This window comes from Bradyrhizobium sp. AZCC 2262 (assembly GCF_036924535.1).
Taxonomy (GTDB): domain Bacteria; phylum Pseudomonadota; class Alphaproteobacteria; order Rhizobiales; family Xanthobacteraceae; genus Bradyrhizobium.
In genome coordinates this window covers 1,111,466-1,124,811 of the sequence record NZ_JAZHRT010000001.1, presented here as the reverse complement: position 1 = coordinate 1,124,811, position 13,346 = coordinate 1,111,466, and the positions used below count along the sequence as shown (strand labels likewise).

The window sequence follows — 13,346 nt, the reverse complement described above, 5'->3', positions numbered from 1 at the left end:
GGTCCTGCTCGCTCGCACATCATTGAAGGTCGGAAAAAGCGCCGCGCGTCTTCAGAGCGGTCGCAAGGCCCGCGGGCATGATCATGCCTGGAGCCAACAGGCTCCGAGCGACGGCGGCGGGCGGGCCGGTGCGAAGCTCAGCTCGTCAATGCCGGCTCGTCGGGCGATGCAGATGCCGCGAGAGGGGTTTCGGCCATCTCCGGCGCGGGCCGCCACTCGCCGATCCGATTCTGCAGCTCGGTCCGAATGCGATCGATCACGGGTGCGTAGTCGCGCGTTTCGGTCTGCCGGAACAGACGCGCGGTCGGATACCAGGGGCTGTCGTCGCGATCGAGCAGCCAGCGGTAGTCGGGCGTGAACGGCAGCATGATCCACACCGGGCAGCCGAGCGCCCCCACGAGGTGGGCAACGCTGGTGTCCACCGTGATCACGAGATCGAGGCAGGAGATCAAAGCGGCCGTCGCGACGAAATCCGTGAGGTGTTCGCTGACGTCGAGGATTTCGGCGCGTTCGCGAAGGAAGACCATGTCCTGGTCGCGCGGATCCTTCTGCAGGCTGACGAAGGTGGCGTCGAGATCCAGAATCGGTGACAGCGCCTGTAGCGCTATCGACCGGTTGTGATCGTTCTTGTGAACCCGGTTGCCGGACCATACGAGGCCGACGCGGAAGCGATCGTGCGGTCCTAGCCGGCTTTGCCATTCCTCACGGCTCGCCTGCGGAACAGCAGGCAGATACGCCACCGGCGCCGGAATCGTCTCCAGCCGCGTGCGGAACGCCAGCGGCAGGCTGGACAACGGGCAATGGACATCGAACGCCGGCATCATGGGGAAACCCCGCGGCACGCCGTGCGTCACCCCGGACATCCCCAGCATCAGGGAATGGATCGCACCCGGGACCTCGAGAATGACCCGCGCGCCGAGCGCAGCCACCATCGGCACATAGCGGGCGAAATGGATCACATCGCCCAATCCCTCGTCCGCATGCAGCAGGATGGTCTTGCCTGCGATGGACTCTTGCCCCAGCCAAAGCGGCTGGGTGAAGTTGCGCTCGATCAGGCCGACATTGGCCTTCCAACGCGCTTCGCGGCCGGCCCAGCCGGTTTCGAAATCGCCGGTCAGCAACTTGTGCATGGCAAAGTTCCAGCGCGTCGACGGATTATCCGGATCGATGGCCAGCGCTTTCGCGTAGAGCACAAAGGCTTCATCGAACCGATGCTGTTCGACCAGCGCGAGCGCCTTGTTGGTCAATGTCGTCGGCTGCTTCGGATTCAGCTTGAGCGAGCGATCGAAGCACGCGTGCGCCTCGTCGAAGCGAAAGAATCTCAGATGGACGACGCCCAGATTGCAGTGGGTTTCAGCGTGGCGCGGATCGAGCTGCAGCGCCCGGTTGTAATCGGCCAGCGCTTCCTCGAACCGCAACGTCTGCTCGAAGCAAATGCCGCGCACCTGAAAGACCCCTACGCGCCCCGGCTCGATCTCGTCGGACTGATTGAACAAGGCCAGCGCTTCGTCATAGCGTTTCAGATTGAACAGCAGTTGCGCGCAGGTGCTCGCAGCTTCCAGATGGCGCGGATTGAACTTCAAGGCATGCTGAAAACTCAGCACGGCCTCGTCGCGACGCTCCAGCTTGATGAGCACGTTGCCCATGCTCTTCCACAGCTCGGCGTCCTCGGGCTCGAACATCACGCCGCGATCATAAGCCTTCAGGGCCTCGTCCAGCCGCCCTGCCTGTTGCAATGCATTGCCGAGACTCATGAGATATTCGGGTTTCGGGACCTGCCGCAGGGCACCGGCGATCCACTCGACGGCGTGATCGTATTGCTGCTTGTGAAAGGCGACGATGCCCATCAGATGCAGCGCATCGGCATAGTCCGGCTGCTGCGTCAGGGCTTGCCGGGAACAGCCTTCGGCTTCGGCGACCTGCCCCGCTTGCAGAAGTTTGAAACCGAGTTCACAGAGCGCAGCCGGCGTGGTCGCGTGCGGGCCGGGCACGATCTTCGCGGATTTAGCGGCAGTCCGGCGTTGGTGACGGTTCATCAGCCCCCCAGTTCAGAATGACCCCAGCGCCGAATCGTTAGATGATTCCGCGGCAACCGGGAAGGAATACAAAGTCTCAAGCCCCAAGTCCGGCGATGACGGAGGCCAGTGATGGCCGACCCGTTACAGGTATTTCAGCAGCGAGGTTTGATACAGCATCGCCGTCGTCTGGTACGATGCATTGAGGCTGTTCTGCACGGCGAGGAGTTTCGCCGTGACCTCCGCGTCGGTGACGCCTTCGATCGATTGCAGCATGGTCTCCGCGGTGTTCTTGGTCTGGGTCTGCCGATCGGCTGCCGACTGCATCGCGATCTGCGCGCCGGCGAAATCCGCCGTCATGTCCTGCACGGTCTGCTGGCCGCTCTGCGGCAGAAGTTTTGTCGCCACCCGCTGGTAGAGCGCGCCGATCTGGGCGCTGGCGTTCGGGTCGCCGCTCGTGGTGGTCATGGCGGCCATGGCCGCGATGGTCTGCAATTGCGCCGTCAGCGCCGGCTCGTTGGCGCGGGCGCCGTATTGCACGGTGATGCCGTCGTCGACGCGTGCCACCGCAGTGCCGCGCGCGGGATCGGTGCCGGTTTCGCCATTGTACCAGGAGAGCGTATTCGCAGCCGTGCCGGGCACCTGCGCCGTCGCGGTGGCGAACGGCGGACCGCTGACGCGCGGCACCGGGCTGCCGCTGAAGAATTCGCTGGACGCCTTCAGCGCGGACGCCGCGACCAGCGCGCCGTTGGCGAGGCCGCTGACCGCGGTGGTCAATGCGGCGTTGATGTTGGCGGCGGTCGCGGTCGAGTTGGCGCCGATCAGGAACTGGCCGGCCTGCGGCGGCGTCGTGGTGGTCGCGGTCAACTGCACGTTTTCGCTGGTGCCGTCCGGTAGATTGAACGCCAGCGTGATGCTGTCGCCGGTGTTCAGGTTGGTCGCGCCGAGATCGAACGACCCGGTGGCCGGCGAGCCGGTCGGCCCAGAGGTCGTGACGCTTGCGGCCGACGAGGTGATCGAGGCGAGCTTCAGGCCGAACGGACCGGTGTCCTCGGTCAATGAAATCGACGTCGGCGTCGGCGTCGCCTGTGTCAGCCGGCCGGTGCCGGAGCCGACATCGGCCTGCTTGCGTTCCGCGATCAGCTGCTTCAGGCCCGCCTGCGCGCCGACGCCGTTGAGAATGTCGTCGGTCGCCGCCGTCGCCGCCGTGTCGGTGGCGCGTCCGGAAAACAGATAGCGGTCGCCCGACTGGCTGTTCAGCAGGCTCAGCATCTCGTCGAGCGAACTGCGCGCCGTGCCCTGGGCAATGGTCTGGCCGTTGCTGGTGATCTGGGTCGAGGACGTCACCGCCGCGCCCTGCACCGTGGTTCCGATCGCGACAATCCGCGTCAGTGCCGCGTTGGCGACGTTGATGCGCGTGGTGACATTGGTCTGCGTGTCCGCGAACGCGTCGATGCTGCTGATCTGCGCACGCAGCGCGACGGCAAAGCCGCGATTGGTGCCCATGCCGGCATAGGTGTTCGATTTCTTGCCGGTGGCAAGCTGGGTCTGCAGACTGTCGAACTGGCTTTGCAGATCCAGGATCCGCGATGCCAGAATCGATGTCTTGATGCCTACGCCGCTAACCGTCATGATGACCTACTCCAAAACCGTCGCGCCAAACCGATAACGTTAGACCTGCATCAACGTGTCGAACATCTGCTTGACGGTCGACATCACCCGCGCGTTCGCCGCATATGCATTCTGCAGCGACAGCAAATGCGCCATCTCTTCGTCGATATTGACGCCGGACTGGCTGTTGAACTTCTGCTGCAGCGTACTCAGCACCACATCCTGACCGTCGGCGATCTGTTTGGCGCTGTCCGCCGCCTGGCCCTGGGCGCTGGCGACCTGCTGCGAAAAATTCAACAGCGTCGCCTGGAACGGTAACGTCGAGGTACCGAAGCCGGTCGAAGGTGAATACAGCGACTTGCCGGCGGTGAGCTGCTGGTACAGGAAATCCGGTCGCAGGGTGTCGCCGGACGGCGTCGTCGCGTTGTACTGCACCAGCTTGGCCGGATCACCGACGAGCTGGCTGTTCACCCGGATGCGCGCCGCGAGCCCCACCGACTGCTGGCCCGCCGCGGTGATCGCGCCGGTGTAAAGGGCGTTGCCGTCGGTAAACAACGGCACCTCGCCGCTGCCGCCCTGCAGCGAGGATGTAGTCGACGTCACCGAGGCGGCGTTCACGGTCGCGGTCCCGACGCCGTCGTCGAGCACCCGCAGCGTCGAGCCGGTGTTGGAGAATTGCAGGCCGGCCGAACCGAGCGCCGCATTGAGCTGGCTCGTCACCGAAGCCATGCCGCCGGAGAAATTGATACCGATCACCTGATCGTTGGGATCGGTGGTGGCGTTGTTGGACAAGGGCAACACCGACGGATCGTCGACCCGCACCAACGACAGTTGATGCTGGACGTTGCCGACATCCGTATAGGTGAGATGGATTACATTGCCGTTCTGCAGGCCGGACAGATCGAGATCGAAGCCGTTCGACGCCCCCGAGCTCACCGCAGTTCCCGCCGTGGTCTTGTCGGACAGCAGGCTCGACATGTTGGCGGCAAACTGATCAAGCTGGGTTTGCGCCTGCACCAGCGTTTTGTCGCGCAGCTCGAGATAGCCGGCGATGGTGCCGGAGCGGATCGAATTGGTTTGAATCAGGTTGAGCGAACCGCCGTTCGGGAAATGGACCGCGAGGGTACCGAGCGTGCTTTTGGTCGGATCGGCGTCCCACTGGGTGTTCGGTGTCACCGTGCCTTGCGGATTGAACGACAGCGTCGAGGCCTCGGCACCGACCAGCTGCACGCCCGAATTGGTGAAGACCTGGATTTGATTGTTGCCGCTGTCGATGACGCGAATGTCCATCAGTTGCGACAACTGATCGACATACTGGTCGCGCTGGTCCTTCAGGGCCGCGGCCGCAGCATCGCTGGTGTTGCCGCTCTGAAGCTGGGTGTTGAGATTGACGATCTGCTGCATCGCCGTATTGGCGGTGTTGACCGCCGAATTGAGCCCGGCTTCCGCCTGGCTGCGCAGCGACTGGATGCCGCCCGACATGCTGTTGAGCTGCTGCGTCAGCGACTGCGCGGCATTGAGCACGCCGATCCGTGCCGACTGGCTGTCCGAGCTGGTCGACAGCCCCTGCACCGCGGTGACCAGATTGTTGAACGCGGTTTCCAGCGTTCCGGTGCCGCCGGGGGTGCCGTAGATCGACTGCAGGCTGCTCAGGATCGAGGAGCGCAGGTCGGCGTACGACGCACCGGACTGCTCGGTGCGGATCTGCTGCTGCAGATACAGGTCGAGTTCGCGATTGACACCGGTGACGCTGACGCCGGCGCCGATCGAACCGGAGGACGTCTGGATCTGGTTGACGGTCTTGCGAATGTAGCCCGGCGTGTCGGAATTGGCGACGTTCGACGACGTCAGCGACAGCCCAAGCTGGTTGGCGCGCAATCCCGACATGGCAATTGAGAGGGCTTGACTGAGACTCATGACAAACTGCTCGTTTCAATTCCCTGTCGGATCAGAGCGTCCATGTGCGTGACCTATCGCAGCACGTTCAGCAGATCCTGAACCATCGAGTTGGATGTGGTGATCACCTTCGTGTTGGCCGAATAGGCCTGCTGGGTGACAATCAGCTTGGTGAACTCGTCGGCGATGTCGGTGTTGGAGTTTTCCAGCGACGAGCCGACGATCGTGCCGCCGCTGCCGAACAGCGCCTGGCCGGACTGGTCCGTCGCCTCGAACGCGCCGCCGTCGATGCGTTTGAGGAAGTTGGTGCCGTTGAAGGTTGCGACCGAAATCTGCGCAAGGTCGATGTTGCGACCGTTGGAATAGTTGCCGACCACCCGGCCGTTCTGGCCGATCGACACGGTCTGCAGCGAACCGGCCGGAAAGCCGTCCTGCTGGATCTGGTTGACCTTCACGTTGCCGTTGGCATCGGCGAACTGGGTGATGCCGCCGGCGCCGAAGTTGAGCGAGATATTGCCGAGCGGCACGCCGCCAATGGTCGGCGCCGTCAGGGTGATGCCCGCGATCGCCGGCGTCATCTGGCCGTTCGGCGAGAAGGTGAAGTCGGTATTGACGTTCTGCCAGGCGACGCTGGTACCGGTGGCGCTGGAGTCGACCTGGTAGAACAGGTTCCAGGTATCGGTGTGGCTGGTGCCGAGCGACGAACTGTCGACCTTGGCCCAGCGCAGTTGCAGGCTGACCGGCGAGCCGGAGATGTCGTAGGCCGTCACCGCTCCGCCGCTGACGGATTCGTTGATGAAGGCCTGCAGATCGCTGCCAACCACCCTGCCGGTGCCGGCAGTGCCGCCGCCGGTTCGCGACACGTTCACGGGCGCGCTCAGGCCGAGGGCCCCCAATGCCGAGGTGGCGTTGGTCGTGGTGATCTGCAGGTCAGCCGTGACACCGGTATGCAGGGTGATGGCACCGCTGGAGTTGATCGTGGACGGCGTTGGCGGCGTCGTCGATGACGCACCGGTGATGCCGTCGATGGTCGAGAGCAGGTTGCCGACGGTGGCTGTCGCGAGATCGAGATAAAGATTCGGCGGCGCGCCTGCGCTGCCGCCGGCAGCCGAGTCGTAGAACTGGATGGTTGTTGTGTTCACGGTAATGGTATTGCCGGCGGCGAAGTTCGTGGTGAGCGAATTCGTATTGGTGCCTCCGGCCAACAGGGTTGATGTCGAGATGGGAGTCGGCGTCGTCAGCTTGTTGTTCCTGGCGGCGCCCGCGATCGTGGCGTCGGCAAAAGGCGTTGCAGGCGTGCCGAGCGAGCGCGGATTGCCGGACGCGAAATCCGCCGGCTGCAGCAGTTCCGACCCCGGGATCGAATTGTCGTGCTTGGTGGTCAGCGGATAGCTCGCCAGGTTGGCGCGATAGCTCACTACCGATGTCGGCACCGCCGGCAGGAAGTCGTTGGCGAATTTCAGCACCTGCGGCACGCTGCCGGTCATGTTGCCGGTCGCCGGATCGATCGGCACACCTTCGACATAATAGCCCGCGCCGTTGACCAGGTAGCCGTTCTTGTCGAGCGCAAAGTCGCCGCGGCGGGTGTAATTGTCGACGCCCGAAAACACCGGCTGGTTGTCGCTGAAGCTGCCGGGCTTCTGCACCACGAAGAAGCCGTTGCCGTTGATCGCCATGTAGGTGGAGACCGACGCGGTCTGCACGTCGCCCTGCACCGTGTTGGTTTCGCGCGATGCGGTGGTGACGCTGCCGGCGAGCTGATTGTTGACGCCGGTGTCCGGGATCAGATCGAGGAAGCTGGTGTCGATCCGCTTGAAGGCGGTGGTCTGCGAGTTGGCGATGTTGCCGGAGATGTTCTCCAGCGCATAGGACTGCGCGCGCAGGCCCGCGACGGAGGTCGTAAGAGCGCCGAAGATACCCATGACATTTTCTCCAAATTCGATCCGGGCGGCTCGCCGGTCTCAGGAAACCCAGGCCGCGTCGGGAGAAGATGTCGCAAGCGTCGTGCCAAACTATAAAATCACAACAAATCAATGGCTTAAATAAAAAGCCCCGGTCGGGGGACCGGGGCACATTTGCCGGGCGGGGCAACAATTGCCGGGCGTAAACCGTCAGGACGCCGACGGACCGGCCGGGTGAAACACCAGCCCAAACCCGTCGATGCAATAGCGCAAACCGGTCGGTTTCGGCCCGTCGTCGAAGACATGACCCATATGTCCACCGCAGCGGCGGCAGTGGACTTCCGTGCGCGTCATCCCGAACGTCGTGTCCTTGGTTTCGCCAATGGCATTGTCGAGCGGCTTCCAGAAGCTCGGCCAGCCGGTGCCGCTCTCATATTTGGTGTCCGAGGAGAACAGCGGCAGGTCGCAACCGGCGCAGGCGAAGATGCCCTTGCGTTTTTCCTTCAGGAGCGGGCTCGAACCCGGCCGCTCGGTGCCGTGGTTGCGCAGGATTTCATACTGCTGCGACGTGAGCTGCGCGCGCCATTCGGCGTCGGTCTTTTCCACCTCGAATTTCTCGGCGGCTTGCGCCGGCGTGGTGCGCAGCCAGCGGAAAGCGGCGAGGCCAAACAGGCCGGCCAGGGATGTGAGCAGGATACGGCGTTCGATCATGGAAATCTCCGTGCGAGGCGGGCGTAACGGTTCGCCATCAGGTACGGCCCACGGGCGCCGACGTTACACGGAACCGTCCCGGATTTTCTCACTTTCCTGCGAGGGAGCGGCTGATATCCCGCCGTCCTGCGCCGCTACCGGCCGCGGAGGCTGTGGACGCACCGGGCCTGGCCCAACCGGCGGACGGCGCGGCGGCCTGGTTCCGGCCTGCCGGTTGGCCTCCGCCAGGCGTGCCTCGCGCACGCGTTCCCGGGCGCGGGCGCCTTCGCGGTAACGGGCCAGCGCGCCCGCCGCAGCGGAATGGCCTCGCCCCCACAGGCCGATCAGATGGCCGGCGACGCGGCCGGTGGCACCGCCGGCCCAGACCAGCTCAAACGGCGAGAACAGTTTCCAGCGTTCCTCGCCCCACAGGATGCTGCGCGCGATGACCTGCCCGGCCATTGCCGAAGTGTTCAGTCCATGGCGGCCGAAGCCGCTGGCGACCCACAGCCCTTTGCGCAGCTGGCCGATCTGCGGCATGCCGTGCACGGTCACCCCGACCGCGCCGCCGAACACGTCTGAAATCGCGACCTTGCCGAGCTGGGGAAAGATGGTGGCAATGCGGCGCTGAATGACAGGTCCAAAGCGGCGTGGCCGCGCGTCCCAGGTGGTTTCCGGGCTGGCCCACATCAGCCGGTCGCCGTCGACGATCCGAAAATGATCGATGCCGTCACTGTCGGCCACCGACCCCTTGAAGGCGATCAGTTCGCCCAGCCGCTCGCCGAGCGGCTCGGTTACCGCGGCATAGCGCCAGACCGGCAACAGCGTCTCCGACAGCCGCCGCAACGGCGCACCGAGATGAACGTTGCCGGCCAGCACGATATGCGATGCACGCAGCCGCGCCGACGGCGTCACGATGCGTTTGCGAATCCCGGACGAATCGATACTGACGACCGGCGTGTCCTCGAAGATGCGGGCGCCCGCCCGCCTCGCCTGTGCAGCAAGACAGTGGATGTATTTGCGGCCGTCGATCTGGAATGCGCGCGGATAATAGACGCCGTGGAAATAGCGTGCAGTCCCGAGCTCACTGCGAACGCGATCGACCTGCCATCCCTCGACCTCGGTCTCGAAATCCTCGCTCAGCGTCTGCAGCCGGCTGATCAGCGTTTCGCCGGCGTCAACGGTGGAGACCTCCAGCGCGCCCTCGGTCAGTGCAATTCCCGGCATTGCCTCTTCGGTGGCGGCGGCGCGAACGTAATCGGCGCCCTCCTTCGACATCGCCCACAGCTCGCGCGCGTCATCCAGGCCGACGCGCTCGATCAGGTCCCCGATCGGAAGGCTGTAGCCCGGCATGACCGTGCCGAGCTGATGGCCGGAGGCGTTCCAGCCGACATGCCGGCCTTCGAGCACGGCCACGCTGGCGCCGAGGCGCGCGGCCTCCAGCGCCACGGTAAGGCCGGCAAGGCCGGCTCCCACCACGCAAATGTCAACATCCAGGTCGAATGACAGACGCGAGCGAAAAGGCGCGTCGTCGTCGGGGCCGTTGGTCGCACTTGTGAAAGTCTCGGGCATGGCGTTTCTTACGGACCGCTGCAGCGCTTGTCACCTTGTCCCGGACATGAGCTTGTAGATTAGTCGAGACTAAGACCGAATCGAGATCGCGCCCATGCGCCGTTTGATGCTGCTGCGTCACGCCAAAACCGAACACCACGCGCCTTCGGGCCATGACCAGGACCGCCGTCTCGACGAGCGCGGCCGGCTGGATGCCGCCGCCATTGGAACCTGGATCGGCCGGCATCCGCCCCTCCCCGACGCGATTCTGGTTTCGACCGCGGTGCGGACACGCCAGACCTGGGAGATCGCGCGCGATGCAATGAAGGATGTCGTACGGGAACAGCTTCCGCAGCCACAGGTCGAACTGCTCGACGAACTCTACGGCGCCGAGCCGACGCAGCTCCTGCGCATCATCCGCATGGCCGAGGCCACCGATCCCGCGCGCTTGATGCTGATCGGCCACAATCCCGGCATGCAAGAGCTGGCGCTGATGCTCGCCGGCAGCGGCGACGCGGCGGCGAAGAAATCACTTGAGGACAATTTGCCGACCGCCGGCCTTGCCATCCTGGATTTTGCGATCGACGACTGGAACGAAGTGGCGTTTCGCCGCGGCAAACTCGCCCGCTTCACCAGCCCGAAATTGCTGAAGCAGGCGCTGGACGATTGAGGCAGGCGGACATCCCTTCCCCGCCATGCTAAGCTCCTCACGACGCGATTTTCGAGCGAATTAAGAACAAGTTCGCGTAAAAGAAAATGCGTCGCAACAAAAGGCTGGAGCCCGGTCCTGAAAATCAGGAGCAAACGGGTTCGCCTCAGGAGGCGCAGATGTTCAAGTCGATTCTCGTGCCGATCGACCTCGCAGATACCGATCTGGCCAAGCCCGCAATCGCAACGGCTGCTACACTGTCGCAGACCTGGAACGGCTCGGTGCGCCTGCTCAACGTAATGCCGATGACGCCGGTGATGCTGGCGGAATATGTGCCGGCCGATTTCGACGCCCAGCAGCGCGCCACCTCGGAAGAAGCGCTCACCATCGTGGCGACGGAATCCGGCATCGAGGCATCGCGCATCTCTACCGCAGTGCGGCAGGGTGGCATCTATCACGAGATCCTCGAAGAGGCGGCGGCGATCAAGGCCGACCTGATCGTAATGACCTCGCACCGGCCGGCGATGCGGACCTATTTCCTCGGCTCCAACGCCGGTCATGTCGTGCGCTATGCCAAGTGCTCGGTGCTGGTGGTGCGGCACTGAGACGTAACGGCGCCGCTGGGCCGCGGCGCCGGACACCTCACATGATGCGCCCGAAGTCCGGATCGACGCCGCCGCGCACCGCCGATTCAATCCGGCTGCGTTCGATGCCAATGTCGCGGAGCGCACGATCGTCCAGTTCGCTCAGCGTCTGGATGGCATGGCGGCGCGCGAAATAAGTGACGATGCCGTTTACCCAGCTTCCGAGCAGGCGGAAAAATCCGCTCACCGAGCTCCGGGGCGCAGGTTGGCCTGCCGTCGAGTAGATCGTGGTCATCGCACTTCTCCTTGCTTTCACGCGGCAAGCCGCTGCCGCCGGAGCAAACGCTTGCGAGAGCGCCTGCACCTAATGGACCGATTGTTTTGCACCCCTCTCAGTGCAATCTTGGACTTGATGGTTCCAAAATGATCCGATACATTACTCGGTGCAAGGAAAACATTGCTCTCGGTGCAATTATGTCAAAATTCGAGTACCTGAAGCTTGCCGATACCGTCGCCGCCGAGATCGCCAATGGCGCGCTCAAGCCCGGCGACCGCCTGCCGCCGCAGCGCAGCTTCGCCTATGAACGGAAGATCGCGGTCTCCACCGCGAGCCGCGTCTACACCGAACTGTTGCGCCGCGGCCTCGTGGTCGGCGAAGTCGGGCGTGGTACGTTCGTTTCGGGCGAGACGCGCCGCGGTATCGCCATGCCGGCCGAGCCGCGCGGTGCGCGGATCGATCTGGAAGTGAACTATCCGATCCTGCCGACGCAATCGGCGATGATCGCAAGAAGTCTTGCGGGGCTGGAGCGCCCCGAAGTGCTCGATCTCGCGCTGCGCCACTCGACCACGGCGGGCACGCAGGCGGCGCGGACCATTTCCGCCGAGTTTCTTGCCCGTGAGGACTGGTCCCCCGCCCCCGACCAACTGGTCTTCACCGCGAACGGCAGGCAATGCATCGCGGCGGCGCTAGCGGCGATGGTGCCGAGCGGCGGCCGCTGCGGCGTCGAAGCGCTGACCTATCCCTTCATCAAGGACATCGCCGCGAGGCTAGGCGTCACGCTGGTGCCGCTCGCGATGGACGAGAACGGCGTTCGCCCGGACGCGGTGGCCAAGGCGCACCGCGAAGCGAATTTGTCCGCCCTGTACGTGCAGCCGACGATTCAAAATCCGCTCGGCATGACTATGCCGCCGGCGCGCCGGGCCGATTTGCTGCGCGTGGTCGAGAAGCTCGGCCTCACCGTCATCGAGGACACGGTCTATGGCTTTCTCGACGAAGAAACGCCGATGGCCGCGCTCGCGCCGGATAGCTGCATCACGCTCGACAGCCTGTCGAAGAAGGTGGCGCCCGGCCTTGCGCTCGGCTTCATCGTTTCGCCGCCGCGACTGCGCGAGCGCATCATGGCCGCGGTGCGATCGGGCGGCTGGACGGCTTCCGGATTTGCCTTTGCCGCCGGACAGCGGCTGATGGCGGACGGCACGGTCGCCGAGCTGTCACGGCTGAAACGGATCGACGCGGCACGGCGCCAGCAGATGGCGGCCAGATACCTCGCCGGCTTCGAAGTCCAGGCGAACGTCAAATCCTACCATCTCTGGCTGACATTGCCCCAGCATTGGCGCTCGCAGACATTCGTCGCGGCCGCGGCCCGGCGCGACATCGCGCTGACCCCTTCGACCACCTTCGCCGTTACTCCGGGGCACGCTCCCAACGCCGTCCGCCTGGCGCTCGGCGCCCCCAGCACCGAACAGCTCGATCTGGCGCTGCGCACGCTCTCGGGAATGCTGACGGCAAAAGAAGACGTCGATACGACTGAATAGAGCTACCGATCGCGCGCTTCGCACGCCGGCCACTCCGCTATAAAGCCCTTTGCCTTATACGGCTCGATCTTGTCCCATTCATTGAGCATGCGGCGCGAGAATTCGGCGTCGGTGTGCCAAAGCGCCCGCGGCGTCTTGAACGTGTCGATCGTGACCAGCATTTTCTCCACCTCCGGCCAATGCCGGTGCAGCGTCATCGGATAGCGGCGCGCGGTCCAGGTATTGCCGAGACAGATCACGCTGCGGATGTTGGCGAGACCGAGCGCTTTCTCGATGATCGGCAGCGAGAAGGTCACGTTCTCGCCGGTGTTCATCGCGCGATCCTCTCTCAGGATGATGTCGGCAGGAACACCGCGTGAGGTCATTGCCTTGGCAATGATCTCGCATTCCGACCGATCGGATCCCGGCGTCACGCCGCCGCTCACGATCGCCCAGCGAAAAAACCCTTCGCGCCACAGCCGGCAGGCTTCATCGACGCGCTCGCCGAAATCCACGCGCGTGCCGAACACGAACAGCAGGTCGGCCGGCCGTAGCGGCGTCTCGATCAGATGCTGTGCATTGATCGCGGCAATCTCGGCTTCCGTCGGCGATCGCGCAGTTGGGATTGTCACGGCAACTCGTCTGTCATCAGGAA

At 64.3% G+C, this 13,346-nt stretch carries 11 protein-coding genes; 3 read left to right on the top strand and 8 right to left on the bottom strand.

Translation table 11 applies throughout. The features are described from left to right. Window positions 1-137: 137 nt before the first annotated feature. From V1283_RS05045 to V1283_RS05020, 6 genes are all read right to left on the bottom strand, one after another. Complete coding sequence (locus tag V1283_RS05045) at window positions 138-2,036, bottom strand: tetratricopeptide repeat-containing glycosyltransferase family protein (RefSeq protein WP_334385350.1); 1,899 nt, start codon at window positions 2,034-2,036, stop codon at window positions 138-140. 123 nt (window positions 2,037-2,159) lie between these two features. Then, window positions 2,160-3,647 carry a flagellar biosynthesis protein FlgL gene (locus tag V1283_RS05040; RefSeq protein ID WP_334385349.1) on the bottom strand — a complete coding sequence of 496 codons (1,488 nt, stop codon included), beginning with the start codon at window positions 3,645-3,647 and terminating at the stop codon, window positions 2,160-2,162. 39 nt (window positions 3,648-3,686) lie between these two features. Continuing rightward, entirely contained in the window at window positions 3,687-5,543 is a 1,857-nt protein-coding gene (flgK, locus tag V1283_RS05035) for a flagellar hook-associated protein FlgK (protein ID WP_334385348.1), read from the bottom strand. Window positions 5,544-5,596: 53 nt separating this feature from the next. Beyond that, window positions 5,597-7,444 carry a flagellar hook protein FlgE gene (locus tag V1283_RS05030; RefSeq protein WP_334385347.1) on the bottom strand — a complete coding sequence of 616 codons (1,848 nt, stop codon included), beginning with the start codon at window positions 7,442-7,444 and terminating at the stop codon, window positions 5,597-5,599. A 189-nt stretch (window positions 7,445-7,633) separates the two neighbouring features. Further along, window positions 7,634-8,134: a peptide-methionine (R)-S-oxide reductase MsrB gene (gene msrB, locus V1283_RS05025; protein WP_334385346.1), complete on the bottom strand. Its 501-nt coding sequence runs from the start codon at window positions 8,132-8,134 to the stop codon at window positions 7,634-7,636. A 63-nt stretch (window positions 8,135-8,197) separates the two neighbouring features. Beyond that, window positions 8,198-9,685 carry an NAD(P)/FAD-dependent oxidoreductase gene (locus V1283_RS05020; protein ID WP_334385345.1) on the bottom strand — a complete coding sequence of 496 codons (1,488 nt, stop codon included), beginning with the start codon at window positions 9,683-9,685 and terminating at the stop codon, window positions 8,198-8,200. A gap of 94 nt (window positions 9,686-9,779) precedes the next feature. On the opposite strand from V1283_RS05020, the gene V1283_RS05015 reads away from it, so the two are divergent. Beyond that, window positions 9,780-10,334, top strand: coding sequence for a SixA phosphatase family protein (locus tag V1283_RS05015; RefSeq protein ID WP_334385344.1), 555 nt, complete (start codon window positions 9,780-9,782; stop codon window positions 10,332-10,334). Between the two features lie 158 nt (window positions 10,335-10,492). Then, entirely contained in the window at window positions 10,493-10,918 is a 426-nt protein-coding gene (locus V1283_RS05010) for a universal stress protein (protein WP_334385343.1), read from the top strand. 37 nt (window positions 10,919-10,955) lie between these two features. Here the strand turns inward: V1283_RS05010 and V1283_RS05005 are convergent, their stop codons facing one another. Beyond that, window positions 10,956-11,192, bottom strand: a complete 237-nt coding sequence (locus V1283_RS05005) for a DUF1127 domain-containing protein (RefSeq protein WP_334385342.1) — start codon at window positions 11,190-11,192, stop codon at window positions 10,956-10,958. Between the two features lie 179 nt (window positions 11,193-11,371). Between V1283_RS05005 and V1283_RS05000 the strand changes: the two genes are divergently transcribed. After that, window positions 11,372-12,712: an aminotransferase-like domain-containing protein gene (locus tag V1283_RS05000; RefSeq protein WP_334385341.1), complete on the top strand. Its 1,341-nt coding sequence runs from the start codon at window positions 11,372-11,374 to the stop codon at window positions 12,710-12,712. 2 nt (window positions 12,713-12,714) lie between these two features. Here the strand turns inward: V1283_RS05000 and V1283_RS04995 are convergent, their stop codons facing one another. Next, window positions 12,715-13,323: a YdcF family protein gene (locus tag V1283_RS04995; protein WP_334385340.1), complete on the bottom strand. Its 609-nt coding sequence runs from the start codon at window positions 13,321-13,323 to the stop codon at window positions 12,715-12,717. Window positions 13,324-13,346: the final 23 nt, after the last annotated feature.